This window comes from Streptomyces sp. NPDC059649 (genome assembly GCF_042734445.1).
Taxonomy (GTDB): Bacteria; Actinomycetota; Actinomycetes; order Streptomycetales; family Streptomycetaceae; genus Streptomyces.
Genome location: NZ_JBHWDV010000080.1, coordinates 1 through 25,454 on the forward strand (window position 1 = coordinate 1; position 25,454 = coordinate 25,454).

The 25,454-nt window shown below is 73.8% G+C and carries 22 protein-coding genes and 1 riboswitch; of the genes, 10 read left to right on the plus strand and 12 right to left on the minus strand.

The window, feature by feature from the left end:
* Positions 1–240 precede the first annotated feature (240 nt).
* The 3 genes from ACFV1J_RS37900 to thiO all read right to left on the minus strand — a co-directional run bounded on the left by ACFV1J_RS37900 (position 241) and on the right by thiO (position 2,515).
* The gene (locus tag ACFV1J_RS37900; RefSeq protein WP_385866095.1) at positions 241–1,080 is read right to left on the minus strand and encodes a thiazole synthase; all 840 of its coding nucleotides are present in this window, start codon (positions 1,078–1,080) and stop codon (positions 241–243) included.
* A gap of 5 nt (positions 1,081–1,085) precedes the next feature.
* Positions 1,086–1,307 carry a sulfur carrier protein ThiS gene (gene thiS, locus ACFV1J_RS37905; RefSeq protein WP_385866097.1) on the minus strand — a complete coding sequence of 74 codons (222 nt, stop codon included), beginning with the start codon at positions 1,305–1,307 and terminating at the stop codon, positions 1,086–1,088.
* On the minus strand, positions 1,304–2,515 hold the full coding sequence (gene thiO / locus ACFV1J_RS37910; protein WP_385866099.1) for a glycine oxidase ThiO: 1,212 nt from the start codon (positions 2,513–2,515) through the stop codon (positions 1,304–1,306). Before thiO ends, thiS begins: the two co-directional genes overlap by 4 nt.
* Positions 2,513–2,624, minus strand: a riboswitch (TPP riboswitch). It overlaps the preceding gene by 3 nt.
* 156 nt (positions 2,625–2,780) lie before the next feature.
* Between thiO and ACFV1J_RS37915 the strand changes: the two genes are divergently transcribed.
* From ACFV1J_RS37915 to ACFV1J_RS37935, 5 genes are all read left to right on the plus strand, one after another.
* Complete coding sequence (locus ACFV1J_RS37915; protein ID WP_385866101.1) at positions 2,781–4,061, plus strand: NAD(P)/FAD-dependent oxidoreductase; 1,281 nt, start codon at positions 2,781–2,783, stop codon at positions 4,059–4,061.
* Between the two features lie 153 nt (positions 4,062–4,214).
* The gene (locus ACFV1J_RS37920) at positions 4,215–4,580 is read left to right on the plus strand and encodes an Rv2175c family DNA-binding protein (RefSeq protein WP_385866102.1); all 366 of its coding nucleotides are present in this window, start codon (positions 4,215–4,217) and stop codon (positions 4,578–4,580) included.
* Positions 4,581–4,710: 130 nt separating this feature from the next.
* Positions 4,711–5,361 (plus strand): thiamine phosphate synthase, encoded by a 651-nt coding sequence (gene thiE, locus ACFV1J_RS37925; RefSeq protein ID WP_385866104.1) that lies wholly within the window; start codon positions 4,711–4,713, stop codon positions 5,359–5,361.
* A 140-nt stretch (positions 5,362–5,501) separates the two neighbouring features.
* Entirely contained in the window at positions 5,502–6,419 is a 918-nt protein-coding gene (metF, locus tag ACFV1J_RS37930) for a methylenetetrahydrofolate reductase [NAD(P)H] (protein WP_385866106.1), read from the plus strand.
* Positions 6,420–6,455: 36 nt separating this feature from the next.
* Positions 6,456–7,667, plus strand: coding sequence for a hypothetical protein (locus ACFV1J_RS37935; RefSeq protein WP_385866109.1), 1,212 nt, complete (start codon positions 6,456–6,458; stop codon positions 7,665–7,667).
* A gap of 70 nt (positions 7,668–7,737) precedes the next feature.
* Here the strand turns inward: ACFV1J_RS37935 and ACFV1J_RS37940 are convergent, their stop codons facing one another.
* The 5 genes from ACFV1J_RS37940 to ACFV1J_RS37960 form a co-directional block, all read right to left on the minus strand.
* Positions 7,738–9,261 carry a phytoene desaturase family protein gene (locus ACFV1J_RS37940; RefSeq protein WP_385866111.1) on the minus strand — a complete coding sequence of 508 codons (1,524 nt, stop codon included), beginning with the start codon at positions 9,259–9,261 and terminating at the stop codon, positions 7,738–7,740.
* Between the two features lie 70 nt (positions 9,262–9,331).
* The gene (locus ACFV1J_RS37945; protein WP_385866114.1) at positions 9,332–9,952 is read right to left on the minus strand and encodes a DUF4126 domain-containing protein; all 621 of its coding nucleotides are present in this window, start codon (positions 9,950–9,952) and stop codon (positions 9,332–9,334) included.
* Positions 9,953–10,353: 401 nt separating this feature from the next.
* Positions 10,354–10,977, minus strand: coding sequence for a TetR/AcrR family transcriptional regulator (locus tag ACFV1J_RS37950; protein ID WP_385866126.1), 624 nt, complete (start codon positions 10,975–10,977; stop codon positions 10,354–10,356).
* A 35-nt stretch (positions 10,978–11,012) separates the two neighbouring features.
* On the minus strand, positions 11,013–13,220 hold the full coding sequence (locus tag ACFV1J_RS37955) for a YhgE/Pip family protein (RefSeq protein WP_385866130.1): 2,208 nt from the start codon (positions 13,218–13,220) through the stop codon (positions 11,013–11,015).
* Entirely contained in the window at positions 13,192–14,109 is a 918-nt protein-coding gene (locus ACFV1J_RS37960) for an ATP-binding cassette domain-containing protein (RefSeq protein WP_385866133.1), read from the minus strand. Before ACFV1J_RS37960 ends, ACFV1J_RS37955 begins: the two co-directional genes overlap by 29 nt.
* Positions 14,110–14,524: 415 nt before the next feature.
* On the opposite strand from ACFV1J_RS37960, the gene ACFV1J_RS37965 reads away from it, so the two are divergent.
* From ACFV1J_RS37965 to ACFV1J_RS37975, 3 genes are all read left to right on the plus strand, one after another.
* Positions 14,525–15,040, plus strand: coding sequence for an SAV_6107 family HEPN domain-containing protein (locus ACFV1J_RS37965; RefSeq protein WP_385866136.1), 516 nt, complete (start codon positions 14,525–14,527; stop codon positions 15,038–15,040).
* A 419-nt stretch (positions 15,041–15,459) separates the two neighbouring features.
* Positions 15,460–16,215 (plus strand): class I SAM-dependent methyltransferase, encoded by a 756-nt coding sequence (locus tag ACFV1J_RS37970; protein WP_385866138.1) that lies wholly within the window; start codon positions 15,460–15,462, stop codon positions 16,213–16,215.
* A 260-nt stretch (positions 16,216–16,475) separates the two neighbouring features.
* Positions 16,476–16,871, plus strand: coding sequence for a DUF3040 domain-containing protein (locus ACFV1J_RS37975; RefSeq protein ID WP_385866140.1), 396 nt, complete (start codon positions 16,476–16,478; stop codon positions 16,869–16,871).
* A 525-nt stretch (positions 16,872–17,396) separates the two neighbouring features.
* Here the strand turns inward: ACFV1J_RS37975 and ACFV1J_RS37980 are convergent.
* From ACFV1J_RS37980 to ACFV1J_RS37995, 4 genes are all read right to left on the minus strand, one after another.
* The gene (locus ACFV1J_RS37980; protein ID WP_385866142.1) at positions 17,397–19,976 is read right to left on the minus strand and encodes a transglutaminaseTgpA domain-containing protein; all 2,580 of its coding nucleotides are present in this window, start codon (positions 19,974–19,976) and stop codon (positions 17,397–17,399) included.
* 118 nt (positions 19,977–20,094) lie between these two features.
* Positions 20,095–21,486, minus strand: a complete 1,392-nt coding sequence (locus ACFV1J_RS37985; RefSeq protein WP_385866144.1) for a DUF58 domain-containing protein — start codon at positions 21,484–21,486, stop codon at positions 20,095–20,097.
* Positions 21,486–22,505 carry an AAA family ATPase gene (locus tag ACFV1J_RS37990; protein WP_385866145.1) on the minus strand — a complete coding sequence of 340 codons (1,020 nt, stop codon included), beginning with the start codon at positions 22,503–22,505 and terminating at the stop codon, positions 21,486–21,488. Before ACFV1J_RS37990 ends, ACFV1J_RS37985 begins: the two co-directional genes overlap by 1 nt.
* Positions 22,506–22,748: 243 nt before the next feature.
* Positions 22,749–23,309, minus strand: a complete 561-nt coding sequence (locus tag ACFV1J_RS37995; protein WP_385866146.1) for a beta-class carbonic anhydrase — start codon at positions 23,307–23,309, stop codon at positions 22,749–22,751.
* A 424-nt stretch (positions 23,310–23,733) separates the two neighbouring features.
* On the opposite strand from ACFV1J_RS37995, the gene rsmH reads away from it, so the two are divergent.
* Together rsmH and ACFV1J_RS38005 are read left to right on the plus strand one after the other, a co-directional pair.
* The gene (gene rsmH / locus ACFV1J_RS38000) at positions 23,734–24,744 is read left to right on the plus strand and encodes a 16S rRNA (cytosine(1402)-N(4))-methyltransferase RsmH (RefSeq protein WP_385866149.1); all 1,011 of its coding nucleotides are present in this window, start codon (positions 23,734–23,736) and stop codon (positions 24,742–24,744) included.
* Positions 24,741–25,454 (plus strand): septum formation initiator family protein (locus ACFV1J_RS38005; RefSeq protein WP_385866151.1); only part of this gene is annotated, 714 nt, incomplete at its 3' end. The genes rsmH and ACFV1J_RS38005, both read left to right, overlap by 4 nt.

Consider the following 25,454-nt stretch of genomic DNA (forward strand, 5'->3'; position numbering starts at 1 on the left):
GTGTGGACGTAAAGCGAAGCAGTCCACACAACCGGCCCCGGAGGTCCGTCACCGCACCCGACACCACCCAGCCCGCCGCAGGCGCAACGGCGAGACACCCCGCGGCGCCGCAGACAGGTACGTACGGGGCGCCGCAAAGCGCAACGGCGAGCAACAACCACGGCGGGACGGACAGGTACGTGGGAGGCGCCGCCAAGCGCAGCGGAACGCGGCGGGACAGCCAGCTACGTAGGCGGCCCCCTAAAACGCCGGCCGCTCCGGGTCCAAGGCGGCCACCCCGTCCACCGGGGAGGACGCCACCGCGAAATGGCGCCGGGGGATCCGCCCGGCGCCGTACGCCAGGCGGCCCGCCGTCACCGCATGGCGCATGGCCTGCGCCATGCGGACCGGTTCCTGTGCGCGGGTCACCGCGGAGGCCAGCATGACCGCCGCGCAGCCCAGTTCCATCGCGAGGGCCGCGTCGGAGGCCGTGCCGGCGCCGGCGTCGAGGATGACCGGGACGCCGGCCCGCTCGGTGATCAGCTGGAAATTGTGCGGGTTGCGGATGCCCAGCCCGGAGCCGATCGGCGAGCCCAGCGGCATGATCGCGGCGCAGCCCACGTCCTCCAGCTTGCGGGCCAGCACCGGATCGTCGTTCGTGTAGGGCAGCACCGTGAAGCCGTCGTCGACCAGGGTCTCCGCGGCGTCCAGCAGCTCTATCGGGTCGGGCAGCAGGGTGCGCTCGTCCGCGACGACCTCCAGCTTGACCCAGTCCGTGCCGAGCGCCTCCCGGGCGAGCCGGGCGGTGAGCACCGCCTCGCCCGCGGTGAAGCAGCCCGCCGTATTGGGCAGCACCCGGATCCCGTGCCGGTTCAGGACGGACAGCACCGAGCCCTGCACGGTCGGGTCCAGCCGCCGCATCGCGACCGTGGTCAGCTCCGTACCGGAGGCGAGCAGCGCCCGCTCCAGGACGTCGAGGCTGGGCGCGCCGCCGGTGCCCATGATCAGGCGGGAGGTGAAGGTGGTGCCGGCGATGGTCAGGGGGTCGGCGTCGGTGGGCGGAGTGACGCGCGTGTCGGGGGAGAAATGGGGTTCGGGCATGCCGGTCAGCCTCCCTGGACGGCGGTGAGGACCTCGACGCGGTCGCCGTCGCCGAGCGGGGTGGCGGGCCACTGCGTGCGCGGCACCACGACCTCGTTGACCGCGGCGGCCACCCCGGACGGCGCCGAGGACAGGGTCGCGACGAGCCGGTCGAGGGTGAGTCCGCCGGGGATCTCGCGGGGTTCGCCGTTGACGGACACCGAGACGGTGGGGGCGGAGGTGCTCATACGGGCTGCTCCTGGAGGAGGCGGGGGCGCGTGGCCTCAGAGGCGGCGGTGAAGCGCGCGGGGCTGAAGGGGCGGGCCTCGTCGGGGAGGCTCCCGGTGGCCAGCAGTTCGGCCATCACGTCACCGGTGACCGGCGTCAGCAGCACACCGTTGCGGAAATGGCCGGTGGCCAGGTGGAGACCGGGCAGCCCGGTCGGGCCGAGCAGCGGGGCGTTGTCGGGGGAGCCCGGCCGCAGCCCGGCGCAGCTCTCCACGAGTGGCAGTTCGGTGATGCCGGGGACCAGCTCGTGGGCGTCCCGCAGCAGCTCGTAGACGCCGCCCGCGGTGACCGTGGTGTCCCAGCCCAGCTCCTCGCTGGTGGCGCCGACGACCAGCTCGCCGCTCTCCCGCGGCACCAGATAGAGCGGGTTGCCGCGGACGACGGCCCGTACGGTGCGCGACAGGAAGGCGGGGGAGCCGGCCGGCATGTCCGGCAGCCGCAGCCGCAGCACCTGGCCCTTGACCGGCCGCACCGGCGGCCGCACCTCCTCGGGCACCCCGGCCAGCCGGCCGCTGTAGCTGCCCGCCGCCAGTACGGTCTGGCCGGCCGACAGCCGTGTCCCGTCGGCGAGTTGGGCCCCGGTGGCCCGCCCGGCGTCGACCGTCAACCGCTCCGCGCGAGTGCGGTGGAAGACCACCCCGGCGCGTTCACAGGCCCCCAGCAGCGCGTGGGCCAGCCGGCGCGGGTCGACCTGGTGGTCGCCGTCCACCCGCAGCCCGCCGCGTACGCCCGGAGCCAGCATCGGCTCCAGACGGCGGCACTCCCGGCCCGTGAGCCACTGGGAGTCCAGTCCCGAACGGGTCTGCAGGGCGTGCAGTTCGCGCAGATGGGCCCGGTCGTCGGCGTCCAGGGCGACGGCCAGGGTGCCGCACCGCCGGTAGCCGGTCGGCTGCCCGCCGGCCTCCTCCAGCTCCTCGATGAACCGCGGATAGCGGCGTGCCGAGGCGAGGTTGAGGCCCAGCAGGGTCTGCTCGCCGTAGTGGAGCTCGGTGACCGCGGCCAGCATTCCGGCCGCGACGTACGCCGCGCCGCCGCCCGGCGCCGGATCGGCCACCGCGACGGTCAGCCCGCGGCCGGCCGCCCGCCAGGCGGTGACCAGCCCGATGATGCCGCCCCCGATGACGAGCACATCGGGGTGGCCTGTGGGTGGTGTGGCAGATGGATGCATGGGCGTCCAGCCCCTCCCTTCGCCGGCATGACCCGGATCAGGTTCGTACGGTCGGAGGCCGGCCAGCCTCCCTCTCAGCCCGGTACGCCGGGCTCCCGCGAGTGCGTGTACCCGTCACCCTAATACGGGGCCGCAACGGCCCGTAAGGGAGCGCGGGCCCGGCGCGGTGCCCCCGGGGGACCCGGACGACGGTCCGTGACGGTGTGTCAGAGATCTCCTTGCGCGCTGCTGCGAGCCGCGTCGCCGGCCGTCCTAGAGTGATCGGGTGAGCGAGCAGAGCAAGTCCTCCCAGGCCCCTGGCCACCCGCCGCGCGTGGTGATCGTCGGCGCCGGAATCGCGGGCGTGCAGACCGCGGTCGCCCTGCGGGAACAGGGCTGGCCCGGCACGATCACGCTGATCGGCGACGAGCCGCACCAGCCCTACGACCGCCCCCCGCTGTCCAAGGCGGTCCTGCTGGGCAAGGCCGACGGCTCCGCCTTCGACGTCGACTTCGCGGGGCTGGCCATCGACCTCCACCTCGGCCGCCGGGTCACCGCCCTGGTCCCGGAGGACCGCGTGGTCGAGACGGCCGAGGGCCCGGTGCCGTACGACCACGCGGTGATCGCCACCGGCGCCGACCCGATCACGCTGCCCGGCAGCGAGGGGCTGCCCGGCGTCCATCTGCTGCGCACCCTCGACGACGCCGAACGGCTGCGGCCGGTGCTCGCCGCCCAGCACGAGATCGTGGTCGTCGGGGCCGGCTGGATCGGCGCCGAATTCGCGACCGCGGCCCGCGAGGCGGGCTGCGCGGTCACCGTCGTCGAGGCCGCCGACCGCCCGCTGGCCGGCGCGCTGCCGCCCGAGGTCGCCGCCCACATGACCGGCTGGTACGCGGACGCCGGCGCCGAGCTGCGGCTCGGTGCCCGGGTCGCCTCCGTCACCTCCGGGGCGGTCACCCTCGCCGACGGCACGGTGCTGCCCGCCGACGCGGTGGTCGTCGGGATCGGCGCCCGCCCCGCCACCGCCTGGCTGGCTGGCTCGGGCGTCGAGGTCTCCGCCGAGGACGGCTCCGTGCTCGCCGACGAACAGCTGCGCGCCTCGGCGCCCGATGTGTACGCGGTCGGCGACTGCGCCTCCTTCCCCTCCACCCGTTACGGCACCCGTCTGCTGGTCCACCACTGGGACAACGCCCTCCAGGGCCCCCGCACGGTCGCCGAGAACATCGCCCGCGCCGGATCGGAGGGGCTGATCTACGACCCCGTCCCGTACTTCTGGTCCGAGCAGTTCGGCCGGTTCGTGCAGTACGTGGGCCACCACGTGGACTCCGACGAGCTGGTGTGGCGCGGCGATCCGTCCGGCGCCGCCTGGTCGGTGCTCTGGCTGCGCGGGGCCGGGGGGCCGGGCGAGGCACCGTCCGGGAGCCCGGCGGGCCGGCTGGTCGCGCTGCTCGCCGTCGGGCGCCCGCGGGACCTCGCCCAGGGGCGCAAGCTCATCGAGCGGGGCGTGGCCCTGGACCGGGAGCGGGCGGCGAACGCGGCGGTGCCGTTGAAGGCCGCGGCGCGGTGAACCGGCGGGTGCCGGAGACATCGGGGGCGGCGGGGGCACGGCAGGCGCACCGGCGGGCGCGCCCGCGGCGCGTCGTCACTCTCCGGTGTGCCGGAAACCCCTGATGGGGATGCCCGGCTACCGGCTGTCAGTGGGAGGTGGCAGGCTTGTCCTGTGACCGAGATTGACGCAAAGATCGATGGACTCGTTTCCGCCTGGCTCACCCTCCCCGACATCGCCGAACGGCTCGGCGTCGAGGTGACCCGTGTCCGGCAGCTGGTCAAGGAGGGCCAGCTGATCGCGGTGCGCCGCGGCGAGAACCGGGTGCTCCAGGTGCCCGCCGATTTCATCAAGGACGACAAGGTGGTCAAGGGCCTCGTCGGCACCCTCACCCTCCTCAAGGACGACGGCTTCACCGACGAGGAGATGCTGGAGTGGCTGTTCACCGCGGATGAGAGCCTGCCCGGCACCCCGGCCCAGGCGCTGCGCGAGAATCGCGGCACGGAAGTCAAGCGCCGGGCCCAGGCCCTCGCCGTCTGACACCCCCGCCGCCGCGGCCGCCCCCGGCAGCCGCGGCGGACTCCGCAGCCACCTCGATCCATGACCACCTTCGGGGCGTACGGACCGGAAAGCCCGGTCCGTACGCCCCTGACCTGGGGGGAAGCCGCCCATGAGCACCGCACGACAGGCCCTGTCCGACGCCCGGCTCTACCTCTGCACGGACGCCCGCACGAAGCAGGGCGACCTCCCACAGTTCCTGGACGCGGTGCTCGCCTCCGGGGTCGACATCGTCCAGCTGCGAGACAAGGGCATGGAGGCCGCCGAGGAGCTGCGGCACCTCGAGGTCTTCGCGGACGCCTGCCGACGGCACGGCAAACTGCTGGCCGTGAACGACCGGGCGGACGTGGCGCACGCCGCCGGCAGCGACGTACTGCACCTCGGACAGGGCGACCTGCCCGTGCCGGCCGCCCGCGCGCTGCTCGGCCCGGACGTCCTGATAGGCCGCTCCACGCACGCCGAGGCCGAGGTGGACGCCGCGATCGCCGAAGCGGGTGTGGACTACTTCTGTACCGGCCCCTGCTGGCCGACGCCCACCAAGCCGGGCCGGCACGCCCCCGGCCTGGAGCTGGTCAGGTACGCCGCGGCGCGCGCCCCCGAGCGCCCCTGGTTCGCGATCGGCGGGATCGACGCCGACAACCTCGACGAGGTGCTGGCGGCCGGTGCCCGCCGGGTCGTGGTGGTCCGCGCGATCACCGAGGCGGACGACCCGGGCGCGGCGGCCGCCGCCCTGGCGAAGCGCATCCGAAGCCGGGACGCCTGACCGGGTGCGGACCTGTCCGGCACGCGGGTTTTCGGGCCCGTCGGGCCGCAAAACGTCCACCCACTGGACATGAACCGGACCAACCAGGCATAACGCCGATGACGGTTGGTGTGTGACCGGCTGCTGGTTAACCTGCCCGTATGGCCCTAGGTACAGCTTCCACCAGGACTGATCGCGCACGGACCGTGCGTGAGCTGCTCGCCTCCGGCAAGCAGTCCTACTCTTTCGAGTTCGCCGCCCCGAAGACCGAGAAGGGTGAGCGGACCCTGTGGAACGCCATTCGTCGGATCGAGGCCGTCTCCCCGACCTTCGTCTCCGTGACGTACGGTGCCGGCGGCACCTCCCGTGACGGCACGGTGCGCGCCACCGAGCGCATCGCCACGGACACCACCCTCACCCCGGTGGCCCACCTGACCGCGGTCAACCACTCCACCGCTGACCTGCGCAACATCATCGGCCAGTACGCCGACGCCGGGATCCGCAACATGCTCGCGCTGCGCGGCGACCCGCCCGGCGACCCCATGGGCGAGTGGGTCAAGCACCCCGACGGGGTCTCCTACGCCGCCGACCTGGTCCGGCTGATCAAGGAGTCCGGCGACTTCTGCGTCGGCGTCGCCGCCTTCCCCGAGATGCACCCGCGCTCGACGGACTGGGACACCGACGTCACCCACTTCGTCGCCAAGTGCCGGGCCGGTGCGGATTTCGCCATCACCCAGATGTTCTTCTACCCGGAGGACTACTTCCGGCTCCGCGACCGGGTCGCGGCCGCGGGTTGCCAGACGCCCATCATCCCGGAGATCATGCCGGTCACGAACGTCCGTCAGATCGAGCGGTTCGCGCAGCTCAGCAATGCCGCGTTCCCGCCCGAACTGGCCGAGCGCATCCTGTCCGTCAAGGACGATCCGGCGGCGGTACGCTCCATTGGCATCGAGTACGCGACCGAGTTGTGTTCGCGCTTGATGGCCGAGGATGTGCCCGGGTTGCACTTCATTACCCTCAACCACTCCACGGCGACTCTGGAAATCTACGAGAATCTGGGGCTGCACCAGCGGCCCTGATCACGGTGGCCGGCGAGCGGCGGAAGAGGGGCGTATATGGGCTGGACGATCCTCTACATCGCGTTCGGTCTGGTCGCTCTGTGGCTGCTGGGTGAGGTACTGCTCCAGTACAAGGCCCGGTTGCGCTGGCGGCTGCTCGCCTTCGTCGGCTTCCTCGCCGTCGTCGTCGGCGTCATCATCCCCTCGGTGATCGTGATCGGGGCCGGTCTGATCGCGTTCGCCATCGGCCAGACCAATGTGACGCTCTCCTTCAAGCGCGGTTTCACCGAGGGCTGGGCGCTGGGCGGCAAACCCGGTGAGAGCCGGCGGCGCCGCGGACGCCGGTCCGGCCCGCCCGCCGCCGAACCGTCCCTGCAGGTCTCCGGCGTCGAGGCGGTACCTCCCGGTGACGGTCCCGGTGACGGCCCCGCCGACGGTCCGCAGGCCGGTACCGGCCGGGGCGCGGACGGCGGTCCGGACACCTTCGAGAGCACCGGCGGCTTCCAGAGCCCCGGCTTCCCCGGCCAGGACGGCTACGGCGGCCAGGACGCGTACGCAGGTCAGGGCACCTACGCCGGCCAGGATTCCTATGCCGGCCAAGAGCCGTACGCAGGTCAGGAGTCCTACGACTACGCGACCGGCGGGTACGGGCCGGGCGGCTACGGCGGTCCGGACCCGTACCAGGACCCGCAGGACCGGAGCGTGTTCGCCACCCAGTCCTTCGACACCCAGGCCTTCGACACCACCACCGTCTACGCGCCGCAGCCGATGCCCGACGAGACCGGTCAGTACGGCATCTACAGCCCGGACGCCCGCGCCCCGCAGAACGACGGCTACACCGGCTACGACGCGTACGGCACCACCGCGAACGACACCCAGGCCGGCGGCACCGCGGACGCCAACGGCTATGACTACGGCGCCAGTTACGGCGCGCCCGCGGCCGGCCAGGACGGCTACGGCGACCCCTACGCGGCGTACGGCGACGGCTCCGGCCAGGCCGGCTACGCCGACCCCTACGGCGGCCAGCAGTACGCCGCGCCCTACGACCCCTATGCCCAGCCCGACCCCTACGGCCAGGCGTCCTACGGCGGGCAGCAGTACGGCGGCCAGGAACAGCCGGCGGGCCAGAACCCCGGCCAGGGCTACGGCGAGACCCCGCCCGGCGGGGTCTGGGTCCCGCAACAGCGCGGCGACGAACTCCCGCCCGAGCAGCCGCCCTACCCGCCGTACCAGCAGCAGGGCTACGACGGCCAGCCCTACCGCTACTGACCCGAGCGCCGGGGACGCCTCCCCGCGCCGCCGCCGCCGGCGCCGCGCCCGGCTTCCCGGCGGACCGGTCCTACGTGGAGCCGTGCCAGTCGTCGCCGTGGACGATCAGGCCCGCGACGAGCGCCCCGGACATCCCGGCATGCGCCAGGCCGCCGCCCGGATGGGACCAGCCGCCGACCGCGTACAGCCCCGGTATCCGGGTGCGGTTGCCGGGCCGCAGGAAACGGCCCTCCTGGCCCGGGAGCGCGGGGGCCGGTATCAACTCCTCGTCCGCCGGCGGCAGCACCTCGCGCCACAGCACCCGCTCACGCAGCCCCCGCACCGCGGCCTCGGCCACCGCCATCAGCCGGTCGGCCTCCTCCTCGACGGCCGGACCGTCGAGCCGGTCCACCGGGCCGTGCGCCGCGACCGTCGCGGACAGCGTCACCGCCTCGTGCTCCCCGTCGGGCCGCGTCATGGGGTCGTCCGGGCGCAGCACCGTCACCGTCGGCCGCGCACAGGGCGTCCGGAGACCTCCGCCGCCGTCCCCGAACACACCGGCCAGCTCCGCCGCCCGGTCCGCGGCATGGACCACCGTGCGGTGCGCCGCGCCCGCCTCGCGGGGCCCGCGCAGCGCCAGACACACCGTCAGCCGCCCCGGGGCGCGGTCTCCGGGGCCGGTCCGCGGCCGCACCTCGTCCGCGCCGTACGGCTCGCGACCGCCCAGCAGGCCGGGCAGCCGGGCCGGATCGAGGCCCGCGACCACGAAGGCGGCCTCCTCCAGCCGGCCGTCGGCCAGCTCGACGCCGGCCACCCGGCCGTCCTTCTCGACGATCCCGGTCACCTCCGCACCGAAGGTGAACTCCACCTTGCGGGCCAGACAGCGCTCGTACAGCGCGTCGGCCAGCGCCCGCATACCGCCGCGGGGATACCAACTGCCGAAGGTCTGCTCCATGTACGGCAGCACCGCGGCGCTCGCCGGGGCGCCGCGCGGGTCCAGGCCGTACGCCAGCGCATGGCTCTCCAGCAGGGCGATCAGCCGGGGGTCGGCCAGCTCGCGGCGGGCGATCTCGGCGAGGGTGGCCGTCGTCGGTCCCTTGTCGCGCCGGCCGAACAGCCCGCGCCGGCGCACCGCCGGATACGGATCGCGCCCCAGCACCCGCCAGTCCTGCCACAGCGGCTCCTCCAGGAGCGGCCGGCGGGCGGCGTCCCAGGCGTCCCGGGCGCGGCCCACCAGCTCGCTCCAGCGCTCACCGGCCCCCGCGCCCAGCGCCTCGTCCAGCGCCGCGAGGACGCCGGCCCGCGAGGCGTTGGGCAGCGAGACCGCGGTGCCGTCGGCGAAGAGATGACGGCTCGCCGGATCGACCTGGGACAGCTCCAGGCAGCTCTCCAGCGGCTCCCGGCCGGTTTTGAGGAACAGGTCGCGGTAGACCGCCGGCAGATGCAGCAGGCCCGGTCCCGTGTCGAAGGTGAAACCGTCCCGTGCCAGCTGCCGCACCGCGCCGCCGTGCGTCGCGGCACGTTCGAACACCGCCACCCGGTGGCCCGCGACGGCCAGCCGGGCGGCGGCCGCCATCGCGCCCATCCCGGCGCCGATCACCGCAATCCGTGCCATGCCTGCGACTTTATCCGCCGCCACCGACAACGCCGGAACGGGCGGCCGCGGCCGCGGCCGGCAGGCCCCCTCAGCCCGCCGGCGGCACCCCGGCGCCCGCCGCGGCCAGCCGCTTCTCCTCACGCCGGGCCCGACGGCGGCGCAGATAGCGGCGGATCCGCGACCACAGCAGGACCACGATCACGATGCCCGTGAGCAGCAACAGGGCCGCGATGGACGCCGCGATCACCGGATGGAACACCGCGAAGACCACGATCCCGGCCACACCCAGGTCCTCCAGCAGGCTGAGCACGATGTTGCTGGCCGGCTCCGGCGAGGTGTTCACCGCGATCCGGGTGCCCGCCTTGACCAGGTGGCTCAGCAGCGCCGTGGTGCCGCCCACCGCGCCCGCCGCCAGTTCGGGCAGCGACCCGTCGTGTCCGGCCAGCAGCGCCGCCACCACGCCGCCCGCGACCGGCCGGATCACCGTGTGCACCGCGTCCCAGACCGAGTCGACGTACGGGACCTTGTCGGCGATCGCCTCGGCCAGGAAGAGCACCCCGGCCACGATCAGCACGTCGGGGCGCTGCAGTGCGGCCGGCACGTCGTCGGTGACGCCGGCCGTGCCGAGCAGGCCGAGGAGCAGGACGACGGCGTAGGCGTTGATCCCGCTCGCCCAGCCACTGGTGAAAACCAAGGGAAGTACGGACACGCCGCAGATCGTAGGCCGCCACTGGGGCCCGGTGCTCAGTTTTGAGTATCCGTACTCAGACGGCCAGATGAGTAGGTACGCGGATGGGCCGGCGGCCGCCCGGACGGAAGAGTAGGGGCCACGGAAGGGAAGCGGCGCCGCACCGCCGACACGGGGCGGCGGAGCAGCGCGGCTCCCGGACGTGACGGGGGAAGTACGGGGGAGTACGGGGGCTCCACGGGGGAGCACGGGGGAAACGCCGCCCTGGTCGGATCGGTGGGGGAACGATCCGCGCCAGGGTGGCGCACTCTCCGGTGCGGGCCCGCGGGGGAACACAAAGGGGTGCGCGCCGTACCTGACCAATACGGCGCGCACTCGTCTTTTTTCGTCTGCTTCGCCTCTTCTCCGGCTTCCGGCCGCCGTCACCCGTCTTCCGCGGGACGGCCGGTGACCCGCCCCTGAAGCAGCCGCGACAGCGCGGCGTGCACATCGTCGAGCGACCGGTCCGGCTGGTACGACTGCCAGTCCAGGGCCGCCACCAAAACCATCCCGAACAGTGCCGAGGCGGTCAGCGGAATGTCGATCTCCTCGCTCAGCTCCTCATGGGCGACCGCCTCGCGCAGCACGTTCTCCACGACCGTGATGGCCCGCTCGCGCACCACCATCAGCGTCGACTGCCAGGCGCGGTTGGTGCGCCAGAGCTCGGCGACGTAGAGCTGGGTGAGCGCCGGGTAACGGGAGATGAAGTCCAGCCCGGCCCGGATCATCGCGTCCAGCGCGTCGATCCGGCTGCCGCCCCGGTCGGCGGTCTCGTCGGCGGCCGCCTGCAAGGAGGTCGCCAGCAGCTCTATGCCGTGCCGCAGCAGCTCCTCGAAGAGAACGTTCTTGCTCGCGAAGTTGTAGTAGACCGTGCCCTTCGCGACCCCCGCCCGCTCGGCGATCTCGTCCACCGTGGTGGAGGAGAAGCCCTGTTCGGCGATGAGTGTGACCGCGGCGTCGAAGAGCTTGCGCCGGGTGGCGTCGCGGCGTGTGTGGGAGCTGTCCATGGAGGGGATTGTGCCGGTCCCTGGGGTGTGCGTGCTCACAGGCTCAGCTCCGGGTGGAGGTCCTTCATGCGGATCACCTGGCGGCCGCGGGCGGTCAGCGAGGTCAGCAGCAGCGCGCCGACGGTGAAGGCCACCAGCACCGCACCGCCCTGCCACACGGGCGCGAGGTCGCCCCCGGTGATGAGCCGGCGCAGCCCCTCCACGATGTAACTCATCGGCAGATACGGGTGGATGGCGCCGAAGAAGCCGGGGCTGGTCTGCACCGGGTACGTGCCGCCCGCCGAGGTCAGCTGGAGCATCAGCAGGGCCAGTACCAGGATCCGGCCGGCCGGTCCGAACTGTGCGTTCAGCCACTGCACGATCGCCGAGAAACAGGCCGTGACCAGCACCAGGAAGCCGAGCGTACCGGCCGCCCTGGCCATCTGGAGGCCGAGCCCGAAGTGCAGTACGGACATCAGGGCCGCGGTCTGCAGCACGCCCACGCCGACCACCGGCAGCCAGCCGGAGACCGCCACCCGCCAGGAGGAGGCACCCATCGCCAGCGCCCGCCTGTTGAGCGGCTGGATCAGCATGTACGCCACCATGGCGCCGACCCACAGCGACAGCGGGATGAAGTACGGCGCGAAGCCGGTGCCGTAGTTGGGCGCCTTGTGGGCGGAGCCGGAGGCGAGCTGCACCGGGTCGGACATCACCAGGGTGCGGGCGTCGCGCTCCTTCTTGCCGTAGTCGGGGATCCGCTTCGCCCCGTCGTGCAGCCCGCCGGCCAGTTGCTGCGAGCCGTCGGAGAGCTTGAACATGCCGCCGTTCAGGGTTTGCGCGCCGTCCTTGAGCTTGCCCACCCCGGAGTCGAGGTCGTGCATCCCGGCCGCGGCCCGGCCCGTGCCGTCGTGCAGTTGGTGCGCGCCGTCGTTGAGCCGGTCCGCGCCGGCGGCCAGCTTCGCATTGCCCGCGGCCAGCTTGCGGGCACCCGCGGACACCTTGTGCGCACCGTCGTTGAGGTCGTTGATCTTCTTGACCGCGGCGTCCATGTCGGCGCCCAGGGTGGGGCCGCGCTTCGCCAGCTCGCTCGCCAGGGAGTGCAGGGTGTCCAGGTCCCGGCCCAGCCGGTCGAGGTTCTTCTGGTCGTGGACGTAACCGCTGACCTCCTCGGCCTTGTCCGCCGCTGTGGCCGCCTGGTCCTTGATCTGCTTCAGCTCGGCGCAGGAGGTGTCGAGGGTGACCCCGCTCTCGCAGCGCAGCCGGTAGTAGGTGGCGAGGTGGTCGGAGATGCCCCGGGAGAGCTTGGCACCCATGGACGCCGCCGCGGGCAGCTTGTCCAGGTGGTCACGGACCGCCCGCGAGCCGTCCGCGACGAGCTGGGCGGCCTCGCCGATCTCCTTGCCGTGCGCCCGGACGAACGGTCCCACCTTGCCGGCGACGCCGTTGACGGTGTCGGCCAGCTGCTGTGTCCCGTCGGCCACCTGCCCGGCGCCGTCGGCCAGTTGGCGCGAACCGTCGGCGGCCGTACCTGCGCCGCGGGCGAGGTCGCCGCTCCCTTGGGAGAGCCGCCCGGCGCCCGCGTTCAGGTCGCCGAGGCCGGTGACGAGCCTGCCGCTGCCGTTCTTGGCGCTGCCCAGACCGTCGGCCAGCTTGCCGGTGCCGTCCTTGGCCTGCCCGATACCGTCCTTGAGGCGGTCGGCGCCGTCGGCGGCCTGCTCGGTCTTGCCGTGCAGCGTCGAGAAGGAGACGAAGATCTTGTCGAGGAAGGTGCGGGACGACTTCGCCGAGGCCGCCGCGCGCACCTCGGAGAACACCGTCCGGGAGATCTGCCCGACGATGTAGTTGTTCGCGTCGTTCGTGCGCACCTTGAGGGCGCCCGTTTCCGGGTGGTCACCCGAACTGGAGGCGATCCGCCGGCTGAAGTCCTTCGGGATGGACAGCGACAGGTAGTACGTGCCGTCCTCGACGCCCCGGGCGGCCTCCGCGGCGCCCACGGGGTGCCAGTCGAAGGTGTGGCTGTCCGCGAGGCCGTCGACGATGCTGTCGCCCGCCGAGAGGTGCTTCCCGCCGGCCTCGGCGCCCCTGTCCTCGTTGACCAGGGCGACCGGTATCTTGTCCAGCCGCCCGTACGGGTCCCAGAAGGACCACAGGTACAGCGCGCCGTACAACAGCGGCAGGAGCAGCAGCGCGGCCAGTGCGGCGCGCGGCAGCTTCCCCCTCCCGAACCGCTTCAGCTCAAGCGCGGCCAGCTTCGGCGAGCGCATCGGCCGCCCCCTCCTCCTCGTCGTCCTTCACCTGGTCGCTGCCGGCCCCGGCGTCCGTGGCGTCCTCGGCGGCCGTACCGGCCTCGTCCTCGGCGTCCGTGCCGTCCCCGGCGGCCGGCGCATCCGGCCCCTCGGTGGGGTCGTGCGCGTCCGTGGAGACCTGCCCGCCGGCCGCCTCCGGACGGTTGCCGGTCCGGACCAGCACCACGTCCGCCACGTCCGCGGGCGGCTCGCTGCACACCGCGAGGACCGTCGTGCCGGCCGCCGCGAGGCCGCGCAGCATCGCCCAGGCGGCGGTGCGCTCCTCGTCGGACAGCTTCAGATCCGTGTCGTCGACGGCCAGCAGTCGTGGCCGGCCGATCAGCGCGAGCGCCACGGAGAGCCGCAGTGCCTCCAGCCGCTCCAGGTCACGCACCGACGTGCGGATCCCCTTGGGCAGCGCCGTGAGGTCGAGCCCGGCCGCCGCCAGCGCGTCGTCCACCAGGGCACGGGCCTCGGCCCGGCGCTCCCGGCGCGGCCGCAGCAGGGCGCGCAGCGAACCGCCGAACCGGCCCTGCAACAGGGCGCGTTCGCGCAGATGCTCCCCTACGGTCAGGGAAGGTTCGAGGTCGGCGATCCCGGGCACATGCGCGAGTGCGGTGACCGACCGGACCGCGGCCTTCTTCCTGGGCAGCGCCAGCCCGCCGATCTCGGCGGTGCCCTCGGCGGACTTCATCCTGCCGGTGAGCGCGAGCAGCAGGCACGTACGGCCCGAGCCCGACGGGCCCTGTACGGCGATCAGCGAGCCGGGTCCGGCCGTGATGTCGATGTTCCGGAACGCCCAGCCGCGGGGGCCCTTGACCCCGAACCGCTCGGCCGTGACCGCCGCCCCGTGCGGGGTGCTGTCCACGATCCCCTCCCTTGCACTGACTGGTCAGTGCAAAAAGTATGCCGCATCCCACCCCGCGTTACGCAAGGGGGTCCGGCAAATCGGTTCGGGAGCCGTGAACCGCCCGCGTCGGGAGCCGGGAATCGCCGGCGGCGGGGGAGCCGGGCACCCGCCCCCGTCGCGAGCCGGGAATCGGCCGTGGCGGGGGAGCCGGGCACCCGCCCCCGTCGATAGCCGGGAATCGCCCGCGCTGCCCCTGCGCGCGTCATCCGCCGCCTGTCCGCTGCTTGTCCACTGCCTGTCCGCTGCCTGTCCGCCGCCTGTCTGGCGAAAGTGCAGGTCAGAGCCGATTGTCAGTGGTGTACCGCACGATGGGGTCAGACGGGCCGAATCAGCGTTCGGTCCCGAACCGGCATGTGACGACAGGAGGTTCGTCATGGCAGTTCGTCCCAGCGGGGGCAGTTCCGCTGCGTACGGTCCCCCGAGCGATGTCCACCCCGTCCTGCGCCGGGCGGCCGCACCACCCGCCGCCCTGGCCCTGCTCGCCCAGGCCCAGCAGGGCCTCGAAGAAGCGCGGACCCTGGAAGCCCCCAACGAGCGGTTCGCCACCGCCCATCTGGCAGCGCTGCGCACCGCCGCCGCCGTCCTCGCCGTGCGCGCCCGCCCGGAGACCACCCTGCGCCGCAGGCCGGGTGCCGCTCCGCGGCGCAGCCGCCGGGAAAGCATACGCAGCGCCTGGGACCTCCTCCCCGAGGTCGCGCCCGAACTCACCGAGTGGAGCGCCCTGTTCGCCTCCGGTGCCGCCCGCCGGGCCCGGGCCGAGGCCGGAATACCCGGCGCGGCCAGCACCCGGGATGCCGACGACCTCCTACGGGACGTCGCGATGTTCCTGCGCCTGGTCGAGCGGATGCTCCACCTCCAGCCCCCACTGCCGCCTCAGCGGGCGGGGTGAGGGGACCGCCGGTGCCGGCCTCGGGGCTCCGCAGCGCGGGGTGAGGGGGCCGTGACGGGCGAGCGGCGGGCTGCCCTCGCGAAGTGAGCGGGCGAGCGGTGGGCTGACTCGCGAAGTGAGCGGGCGAGCGGTGGGCTGACTCGCGAAGTCGGCGGGCGAGCGGTGGGCTGCCCTTGCGAAGGGAGCGGGGTAAGCCACGTGTGGGCCGCGGGGCCCTGTAGGGGGCCGGTGGGCAGTCCGCACACGGTCCTCGGGGCAGGGCCGGGTGAGCGGGTGGTCAGACGCTCTTTGGGGCCCCGCGGGGCGGGATGAGCAGGTCATCACACACTTCGCGGGGCTCCGCGGGCGGCGGACGGCGCGGGACGGAATAGGGTGGTGGACGACTGGATGTTCATGCCCCCGCCGAGGAGCCACCCGCCGTGTCTGACCCGCTGCGCCCGCGCGCATCCCTTCGTACCGCCGTGGTCTGGGACGTCCTGAAGGATGCCCTGGAGCGCCGGGTCAAGGCGGCCGGGCGCGACGCCCTGGACGTCCTCGACACCGGCGGTGGCACCGGCAACTTCGCCGTGCCGGTCGCCCGCCTCGGCCACCGCGTCACGGTCGTCGACCCCAGCCCCAACGCCCTCTTCGCCCTGGAGCGGCGGGCCGCGGAGGCGGGCGTCGCCGACCGGATCCGGGCCGTCCAGGGCGACGCCCACGGCCTGTTCGACGTGGTCGAGCGCGGTGGCTACGACGCCGTGCTCTGCCACGGCGTGCTGGAGTACGTCGACGACCCGGCCGAGGGCATCCGCAACGCCGTCGACGCGCTGCGCCCGGCCGGCACCCTCAGCCTGCTCGCCGCCGGCCTCGGCGGTGCCGTGCTCGCCCGCGCCCTGGCCGGCCACTTCACCGAGGCCCACCAGGCCCTCACCGACCCGGCCGGGCGCTGGGGCGAGGGCGACCCGGTGCCCCGCCGGTTCACCGCGGAACAGCTCATCGACCTGGTCTCCGCCACCGGCCTGCAGGTCGGCGCGGTGCACGGCGTCCGGGTCTTCGCCGACCTGGTCCCGGGCGTACTCGTCGACACCGAGCCGGGCGCCATGGACGCCCTGCTGAAGCTGGAGGCGGCCGCCGCCGAGCAACCCGCCTTCCACTCGGTCGCCACCCAGCTGCACGTCCTCGCCGAGCGCGACTGACCCGCGGAGCAGCTCCGGCCGGCTGCGTGCAGTCGGCCACAGGCCACCCGATCAGCCCCTTCGCCCCGTATGATCGGTGTACGACGTTCCGGCATGACGGACAGGCGGGTGGGGAATGCAGCCAGCATCACCACCGGCCGCCACGGCGGCCCGGACAGTGAACTGGCGTCGAGGGGCGGGTTTCACGGGGGCGATTCCCTGCCTATCCTGAAAGGGTCGCACCCCGGTCGCCCCCCGCGACCGACGAGTAGGAGGACTCCGTGCCGCTCTCGGAGCACGAGCAGCGCATGCTCGAGCAAATGGAGCGAGCGCTGTACGCCGAAGATCCCAAGTTCGCGACAGCGCTTGAGGGAAGCGGGCTGCGTACGTACACCCGGCGACGGGTCTACCAAGCGGTCGCGGGCTTCCTGGTGGGTATCGCCCTGCTCATGGCCGGCATGGTCGCGCAGCAGATCTGGATCAGCGTGGTCGGATTCCTCGTGATGCTCGGCTGTGCCGTGCTCGCGGTCACCGGGTGGCGCAAGGCGCCCAAGCCCGGGGAACAGCGCGCCGGTGCCGAAGGCCCGGCGCGACGTCAGGCCCGGCAGCGCCGCTCGATGATGAACCGCATCGAGGACCGCTGGCAGCGCCGCCGCGACGAACAGCAGGGCCACTGACCCCGCCCCGAACGTCCTCCCCCTGACGCGCCGTCGCCGCGTCAGCACTCTTCCTGCTGTGGCCGCCCGATCCCCTCGGGCGGCCACAGCACGTTTTTCTGCCACTAGCACGCCTACTGCCGGCCGTGCACTGCCGGCTGCGTCGTGCAGGCCGTGCACGACACCGCGGGCCGCGGAGGGCTGTCGCGGCGGGCCTGCCGGGCGTTGTTGCCCCTCCGCGGATTCCGTGGCATCCCGCATGTCGTGGGCTGTCGGATGTCGCGAGCTGCCGGGCATCGCGGCCCGCCGGTCGATGCAGCCCCCGGACGACGCGGCCCGTTGGACGTCGTGGCCCCCTGCCGGGCGCCGCAGCCCTGTCAAACGCCGTGGCCAGCCGGACATCGTGCCTGCCGGAATCGCGCCCGGCGGACGACGCGGCCCGTCGCCCCCTCCGACAGACCCGCCCCCGCCCCGGACCCGCCCCCGCCCCGGACGCCCCTACGCCCCAGACACCCCCTACCCCTACCCGCACCGCTCCCCGTACCCCTACGCCCGCTGCCGCCTTCCCCGTCGCAGCGCGGAAGGCGCTCGCCGTATCGCGGCCACGGGGCGGCTTGTGCGGCAGCGGAGGCGTACGGAGGCCCAGCGGGCTGCGGCGGCGCGGTGGAGGCGGGCGGCGGAGCGTGGGGCGAACAGGGCCCGCAGGCGCAGGGCGCGGGGTGCACCGGACCGCAACCCGGCCAGTACGCGCTGGACGTCGTCGGCCAGGCCGGCCACCGGGCGCGGGTGCGGGGCGTAGAGGATCTGCTCGACCGCCTCGGCGACCCGGCGCGCAGCGGCGGCCGGCTCCGGTTGCAATTCCCCGACGCGAATGATCCGCGCGGCCGCCCTGCGCGGGGTCAGTGACTCGTCCGGGATGATCCCGAAGTCCCAGGCGGTGTCCAACAGCTCCTGCCAGGCGGACAGGGCAGCCGCCGCACAGGCCCCGCCCGCGTCCGTCGCACCGCCCCCGTCCGCACGCGTCGCGCCGTCCCCGGCTGTGTCCATCGCACCGTCCCCGCCGGCGTGCGTCGTGCCATGCCCGCCCCGGACGGAGGGCGCCAGTCGCCCGCTGGCCTGCGTCGTGCCATGCCCGCCCCGGGCGGCGGGCGCCAGTCGTCGGGCGCGGAGCCGGAGCCGCCAGAGCAGCGGGGTCAGGGGCAGCAGCAGGACGAGCAGGGCGAGCAGCCCGAGGGCGGCCAGCGCCCAGGGGGACGGGCCGCCGTCCGACGGGCGGGCGCCGGACTGTGCGGGCAGTGTCAGACATGCCGTTCCGCTGCCGGCCCGGTGCTCGTCCGGCGCGCACGAGGGGGTCGCCGACGGCCCCTCCGTGGGCGGCGCGGGCCGGGCCGGTGCGGGGTCCGGGCGGCCCGGCTCGGAGCTGTCCGAGGTGTCGGGATAGGCGTAGTCGGGAATGCTGCCGCGGCTCGGCGTGGGCTCGAAACGGGTCCAGCCGATGCCCTGGAAGTACAGCTCGGGCCAGGCGTGCGCGTCCTTCAGGCTGACCGAGGTCGTGCCGTCGGGCTGCTTCGTCCCCGGGGTGAAGCCGACCGCGACCCGGGCCGGGATGCCCAGCGTGCGGGCCATCGCCGCCATCGAGAACGAGAAGTGGACGCAGAAGCCCTCCTTCAGCCGCAGGAACCGGGCTATCGCCTCGGTGCCGCTGCCGGCCCGGACCTCGGTGTTGTACGTGAAGCCGCCGTAGAGCGCGAACCAGTCCTGGAGCTTGACGGCCTTGGCGTAAGCGGTCGAGGCGCCCCGGGTGACCTGGTGGGCGGTGGTCCGGACGACCGGCGGCAGCGAGGCGGGGACCTTGGTGTACTCGTGCAGCAGGTCGCTGGGCGGCGCCGGGGCGGCGGCCAGCTGCTGGGAGGTGGGCCGCACCTGGAGGCTCTCGACCTGGTACTGCAGATCGCGGGTGTTCTGGCCGCGGTCGCCGACCAGCGTGCGGCCCTGCGGCTCGAAGCGCCAGCGGCCGGAGATGTCCACCCGGGCCGCGGGGTAGGGGAGCGGCAGCCAGTTCTGCGCGTACCACCCGGCGGTCGAGATGGAGGTGTTGATCCGCTCGCGGCCGACCGCGGAACTGAGGCCGGGTGGCTCCGGAAGCCGTTCGGGCACGTCCGTGACGGTGCGTTCGGACGGCTTCCACGTCGTGCCGTCGAACTGGTCCAGGGCGACGATCCGCAGATACAGATCGCGCGTATCGGCAGCGGTGGTGCGGTAGTTGAGGACCTCCCGGTCCTCGGGTTGGTTGAGGCTGTCCTGCAGCGACACCAGGGGGTTGACCGCGGAGATCGTGCCGCCCCCGCCGCCGCGTCCCGGGCCGCTGCCGGTGGGGCCGAGCAGCCCGTCGCCGAGGGAGGGCAGCGCGGCCGGCACCACGATGGCGATGCCGAGGACCAGGGCGCCGATCCGGCGGCCCGTACGGACCGGTGCGGTGGCCGGGCCGCCGGCGCCGGAACCCGGCCCACCGCCCGGCAGGCCCGGGCTCGGGGCACCGAAGACCCGGCCCCACTGGGAGAGCCGGTCGCGGCCCTCGGCCAGCAGGAGCAGCAGATAGCCCGCCGCCGCGATCAGGAACCACAGCCAGCCCGCCCCGCCCTGGGCCAGCCCCGCCGCGACGGAGTAGAGCGCGAGCAGCGGCAGGCCGGCGGGCGCGGCACTGCGGTACGTCACCGCCACGGCGTCCACGATCAGGCCGATCAGCAGCACCCCGGCGACCAGCAGCAGCCGGATGCCGGGAGTGACCGGGGCGGGGATGGCGTACCGCCCGACGTCCTGGACGCCGTGGTGCAGCAGCCGGCCGAACTCCGCGACCGCGTCCGGGCCCGGCAGCACGCCGAGCACGGCGTCGGCCGGCACGAAGAGCACGGTCAGCAGTAGGACCAGGGTCAGCAGTTGGGCGGCGAGGGTCAGCGGTCCGGCGAGCGGGACCCGGCGGGCCAGCGCGCCCACCCCGGTCATGATCGCCAGCAGGATCGCCGCCTGGAAGATCCAGCCGATCGGATCCACCAGCGGCAGCAGTGCGCCGGCGGCACACAGGGTGGCCACCGCGGCACACAGCGCGAGTCGTGCCCGGCCGCTCATCGGTCCGCCTCCCCTCGCCCGGTGCGGTCCCCGTACGCGTCGTGCTCCCGCACCGGCCAGCGGTGCTTGATACCGGCCGCCGCGAACTCGTCGTCGGTGGGTGCGTTCACGCTCTCCTTCATGGCCGTCCCCCCGTCACCGTCTCCGCGGGGCCGCCACCCGGCCCGTACTCCAGGCGCTCCGGGGCCGTCCCGGCCTGATCGGCGGCCGCCCGCCACAGACCGGCGAGCGCGTCCCCCGGCGCGACCGGCAGCGCCGTCCAGCCGGCCCGCCGCAGCAGCCGCAGCCGCTCGGCGAGCGGCACCTGGCCGGTGCCGAACCGGATGCCGCCGGGGCCACGGGTCCAGGCGTCGCCGTCCAGGACGAAGGCGATCGCCGTACCGCAGCGCCGGCGCATCTGCCGGGCGATCGCGGCCTGTTCGGCGTCCAGGTCGCCGAGGAAGGCGATCAGCAGCCCTTCGCTGCCGCCGCGCAGCACCTCGTACGCCGCCGAGAGCCCCTCCTCCTCGGACTGCTCGACCACGGCGAGGGTGTCCAGCATCAGGCCGGCGGTGTCGGCGGAACCGGCGTTCCCCGGGTAGCCGCCGGTGCCGTCCGGGCCCGGTACCGAGCTGCCGGTGTCGGTCAGCAGCCGGACCGCGAAACCGCGCTCCAGAAGGTGCACCGCCGTCGAGGCGGCGGCCGACACCGCCCATTCGAAGGCCGAGTCGGGGCCGCCTCCCGGGTGGGCGAGGTCGCGGGTGTCCAGCAGGACCGTGCAGCGCGCCTTCTGCGGCTGTTCCTCCCGGCGGACCATCAGCTCGCCGTGGCGCGCCGTGGACCGCCAGTGGATCCGGCGCAGGTCGTCGCCGTGGCGGTAGCCGCGCGGGATGATGTCGTCCTCGCCGGCCAGGGCCAGCGAGCGCTGGCGTCCGTCGCCGTACCCCGCGGCCTCGCCGGCCAGGCGGACGGCCGGCAGCGGCTCGACCCGCGGCACCACCGTCAGGGTGTCGAAGGTCTGGAAGGAGCGGGTCAGCTCGCACATCCCGAACGGGTCGGACAGCCGCAACTGCAGCGGCCCGAGCGGATAGCGGCCGCGCAGGTCCGAACGGACGCGGTAGGTGACCTCCCGGCGGCCGCCGGCCTCGACCCGGTCCAGGACGAAGCGCGGCCGGGGGCCCAGCACATAGGGCACCTGGTCCTGCAGCATCAGCACGCCGGTCGGCAGCCGGGAGACGTTCTCCATCACCAGCCGGACCCGGGACTCGGCACCGGCCGGCACCCGGCCGGGCGAGAGTGCGCGGCGGCCCGCGACGCGGTAGCGGGTGCGGTGCAGGACCAGGACGCACACCAGCGGCAGGGCGGCGAGCAGCAGCCCGACCCGCAGCAGATCCGGCTGCCCCAGCAGATACGAGCACACCGCGGCGGCCACGCCGGCGGCCAGGAACGACCGGCCGCGCGTCGTCATCCCCCCGAGGGCCGTCCGCAGCCCGCCCGGCTCCGGCGTCCGTTCGCTCCCCCCTCCGCTCATCACAACCCCCGGACCCCGGGCGGCTGCCGGCCGTGCGTCCGCCACGGCTGCGCGGACGGCTCGGGAACCGGGACGCGCTGGAGGATCTCCAGCACGATCTGCTCGGCCGATCTGCGGCTCAACTGCGCCTGGGCGGTGGGCAGAAGACGGTGCGCGAGCACCGCCACCGCCAGCGCCTGGACGTCGTCCGGCAGGGCGTACTCCCGCCCGGCGAGGGCCGCGGTGGCCTTGGCGGCGCGCACCAGATGCAGCGTCGCCCGCGGTGAGGCACCGAGCCGCAGCTCGGGGTGGTGGCGGGTGGCGGACACCAGGTCGACGGCGTACCGCCGGACGGCCTCGGCGACATGGACCTCACGGACCGTGTCGATCAGCTTGACGATCTCGTGGGCGTGCGCCACCGGCTGGAGGTCGTCGAGCGGGGAGGCGCCGCCGTGCACGTCCAGCATCTGAAGTTCGGCGGCCGGGCTGGGGTAGCCGATCGACACCCGGGCCATGAAGCGGTCGCGCTGGGCCTCGGGCAGCGGGTAGGTGCCCTCCATCTCGACCGGGTTCTGGGTGGCGACGACCATGAACGGGCTGGGGAGTTCATAGGTCTGCCCGTCCATCGTGACCTGGCGCTCCTCCATGGACTCCAGGAGCGCGGACTGGGTCTTGGGGGAGGCGCGGTTGATCTCGTCGCCGATGACGATCTGGGAGAAGATCGCGCCGGGCTTGAACTCGAAGTCGCGCTGCTGCTGGTCGAAGATGCTGACGCCGGTGATGTCGGAGGGCAGCAGATCGGGCGTGAACTGGATGCGCCGCACCGAGCAGTCGATGGAGCGGGCGAGCGCTTTGGCCAGCATCGTCTTGCCGACGCCGGGTACGTCCTCGATGAGCAGATGGCCCTCGGCCAGGAGCACCGTCAGCGCGAGCCGTACGACCTCCGGCTTGCCCTCGATCACGCCTTCCACCGACCGGTGAACCCGCTCCGCTGTGGTGGTCAGATCGGTGAGGCTCGCTCGTTCGTCATACGTCGTCACTCGGCCCTCCTCGGCCCTGTGCCACGGGCCGACACCCCCTTGTGCGGAACCGGCCCACCCCGAAAATGCGCGCCGGGCCCGGCCACCGCCGGCACGACGTCACCCACGCATTCTTGCCGCCCGCGCGCTCCGGCGTCATGACCTGTGGATAACTCACACACCCGCGCCCCGGCGTTCCGGGCGAACCCGGCGTTTTCGGCACGGGCCGGCCCGGAAAACCGGGCCGGCCCGCACTCCGGACGGTCAGTCCTGGGGGGCGATCTCCCGCAGCAGACCCGTCTTGACGTCGAAGACGAAGCCCCGCACGTCGTCGGTGTGCAGCAGGAAGGGCGAGGTGCGCACCCGCTGCATGGACTGCCGGACGTCCTCGTCGAGGTCCTTGAACGCCTCGACGGCCCACGTCGGGCGCTGGCCGACCTCGGCCGCGAGCTCGTGGCGGAAGTCCTCGGTCAGATTGAGCAGGCCGCATCCGGTGTGGTGGATGAGGACGACGGAGCGGGTGCCGAGTGCCCGCTGGCTGATGGTCAGGGAACGGATGATGTCGTCGGTGACCACACCGCCGGCGTTGCGGATGGTGTGGCAGTCGCCGAGCTCGAGGCCGAGCGCGGCGTGCAGGTCGATACGGGCATCCATACAGGCCACCACGGCGACCTTGAGGACCGGCCGGGCGTCCATGCCGGGATCGGTGAAGGCGGCGGCGTAGCGCTGGTTGGCCTCGACCAGGCGGTCGGTGACCGTGCCGCCGGAACGGACGGAGGAACTGTCGGTGGACGGGGACGACGGCTGCGACGCAGGTATGGGCATGCATTCACCGTAATAGTCACCGGCCGGTCCGGCCCCGTGGGAGGCCGGGCATAGGGGGCAACATCACCCCTTGTGAGGTAATCCACAGCTCCCTCCGGGTAGCCGCCACCCGGGTGAAAAGCCCGTCGGGACGGCCCCGGCGAAGCCGTCGCGGGACGCGCGGAACCAGTTGATTGACCGGGACAGCCGGTGGACTAAAGTGGCGCGAAGTGGGAGGCGTGACGCTCTCCTTGGATACCGAATTCCTCGCGTGCGCATCGTACGTACGGCTCGGCCTCCTCCCGCTCCCATGGACTTCCGACGTCACTTCCCCGTCGCCGGAGGGCCACTTCCCCTTCAGAGCGGGCGGGGACCAAGCGGTACGTGCGGCATCCCCCAGCCAGCGGCCGGGGACCCACCTGCCGCCCACCCCATCGGAAGGCGCATGAGTAATACCCGCCACGTACCCGTCATGCTCCAGCGGTGTCTGGACATGCTCGCCCCTGCGCTCGCCGAGCCCGGCGCGGTCGTCGTCGACTGCACCCTCGGCCTCGGAGGGCACAGCGAGGCGCTGCTCACGGCCTTCCCGGCGGTCCGGCTGATCGCCCTCGACCGCGACCCGGCCGCCCTCAAGCTCGCCGGGGAACGCCTCGCCCCCTACGGCGACCGCGCCACCCTGGTGCACGCCGTCTACGACGAGCTCCCCGAGGTGCTCGACCGGCTCGGCGTACCCCGGGTCCAGGGCGTGCTCTTCGACCTCGGCGTCTCCTCCATGCAGCTCGACGAGGCCGACCGCGGCTTCGCGTACGCCCAGGACGCCCCGCTGGACATGCGGATGGACCAGACGACCGGCATCAGCGCGGCGGAGGTCCTCAACACCTACCCGCCCGGGGAGCTGGTGCGGATCCTGCGCACCTACGGCGAGGAGAAGCAGGCCAAGCGGATCGTTTCGGCGATCGTCCGCGAGCGCGCCAAGGAGCCCTTCACGAACAGCGCGCGGCTGGTCGAACTGATCCGGGACGCGCTCCCGCAGGCCGCCAAGCGCACCGGCGGCAACCCCGCCAAGCGCACGTTCCAGGCCCTGCGCATCGAGGTCAACGGCGAACTCGCCAGCGTGGAGCGGGCCGTTCCGGCCGCCGTGGACGCCCTCGCGGTCGGCGGCCGGATCGCCGTGCTCTCGTACCACTCCCTGGAGGACCGGCTGGTCAAGCAGGTCTTCGCGGCCGGCGCCACCAGCACCGCACCGCCCGGCCTGCCGGTCGTGCCGGAGCAGTACCAGCCCCGGCTGAAGCTGCTCACCCGCGGCGCCGAGCTCCCCACGGAGGAGGAGATCGCGGAGAACCGCCGGGCCGCCCCCGCCCGGCTGCGCGGCGCGGAGCGCATCCGCGAGAGCGCCGGCACCGGCAGGAACGGCAAGAAGGCCAGGACCGCCCCGCACTCGGCGGGCACCCCGTGAGAGGCCAGGGGCGGCCGCGCGGCCCGCAGAAACGGCTCTCCGCGCTGTTCCCGGCCACCGCGACCGCCCCCGGCACCGCAGCACGTACCCCCTTCGTCCTCCTCATCGTGGTCCTCCTCGGGTCCGGGCTGATCACCCTCCTGCTGCTCAACTCCGCGCTCAATCAAGGGTCGTTCGAGCTGAGCAGGCTGGAGAAGAAGACCGACGAGCTGACCGACGAACAGCAGGCGCTGCAGCAGGAGGTGGACGGCTACTCCGCGCCGGGCGCCCTGGAACGGCGTGCCCGGCGGCTCGGGATGGTGCCCGGCGGCGCCCCGGCGTTCCTGCTCCCGGACGGCACGGTCCGCGGCAAGCCCGGCGTGGCCGGCGCCGACGGTGCGCCGCTGAGCACCTCGGCCGAGCCGTCCGCCTCCGCCCTCCTGGGCGCCACCACGGGAAAGGGGCCGGCCGCCCGGCCCGTACGCCCGGCCACGACGGTCGTCGCGCCGTCCGTCCAGCCGCCGGTCCCGGCCGGCTCCGGCACGCTCGGCCCGCAGAGCACCCCGGGCGCGGGCGCCACCCCGGGCCACCCGGCCCCGGCCCGCGCCGCGTCCCCGGCCCCCGCCCGGGCCGCTGCCCCCACCGCCCGCCCCTCCGGCTCCGCGCCCCTTCACCATGGCGGCGGGCACCGCGAAGTCGCGGAATCCGGGGTTCGCGGAGGATCCGATGAC

What these genes read in the sequence shown, in the direction of transcription:
- ACFV1J_RS37965 (WP_385866136.1), top strand. Translation starts at nt 14,525, where the DNA reads ATGGCAGTTCGTCCCAGCGGGGGCAGTTCCGCTGCGTACGGTCCCCCG.
- ACFV1J_RS37985 (WP_385866144.1), bottom strand. Translation starts at nt 21,486, where the DNA reads ATGAGCGGAGGGGGGAGCGAACGGACGCCGGAGCCGGGCGGGCTGCGG.
- thiO (WP_385866099.1), bottom strand. Translation starts at nt 2,515, where the DNA reads ATGCATCCATCTGCCACACCACCCACAGGCCACCCCGATGTGCTCGTC.
- thiE (WP_385866104.1), top strand. Translation starts at nt 4,711, where the DNA reads ATGAGCACCGCACGACAGGCCCTGTCCGACGCCCGGCTCTACCTCTGC.
- ACFV1J_RS37935 (WP_385866109.1), top strand. Translation starts at nt 6,456, where the DNA reads ATGGGCTGGACGATCCTCTACATCGCGTTCGGTCTGGTCGCTCTGTGG.
- ACFV1J_RS37940 (WP_385866111.1), bottom strand. Translation starts at nt 9,261, where the DNA reads ATGGCACGGATTGCGGTGATCGGCGCCGGGATGGGCGCGATGGCGGCC.
- metF (WP_385866106.1), top strand. Translation starts at nt 5,502, where the DNA reads ATGGCCCTAGGTACAGCTTCCACCAGGACTGATCGCGCACGGACCGTG.
- ACFV1J_RS37955 (WP_385866130.1), bottom strand. Translation starts at nt 13,220, where the DNA reads ATGCGCTCGCCGAAGCTGGCCGCGCTTGAGCTGAAGCGGTTCGGGAGG.
- ACFV1J_RS37900 (WP_385866095.1), bottom strand. Translation starts at nt 1,080, where the DNA reads ATGCCCGAACCCCATTTCTCCCCCGACACGCGCGTCACTCCGCCCACC.
- thiS (WP_385866097.1), bottom strand. Translation starts at nt 1,307, where the DNA reads ATGAGCACCTCCGCCCCCACCGTCTCGGTGTCCGTCAACGGCGAACCC.
- ACFV1J_RS37950 (WP_385866126.1), bottom strand. Translation starts at nt 10,977, where the DNA reads ATGGACAGCTCCCACACACGCCGCGACGCCACCCGGCGCAAGCTCTTC.
- rsmH (WP_385866149.1), top strand. Translation starts at nt 23,734, where the DNA reads ATGAGTAATACCCGCCACGTACCCGTCATGCTCCAGCGGTGTCTGGAC.
- ACFV1J_RS37980 (WP_385866142.1), bottom strand. Translation starts at nt 19,976, where the DNA reads ATGAGCGGCCGGGCACGACTCGCGCTGTGTGCCGCGGTGGCCACCCTG.
- ACFV1J_RS37995 (WP_385866146.1), bottom strand. Translation starts at nt 23,309, where the DNA reads ATGCCCATACCTGCGTCGCAGCCGTCGTCCCCGTCCACCGACAGTTCC.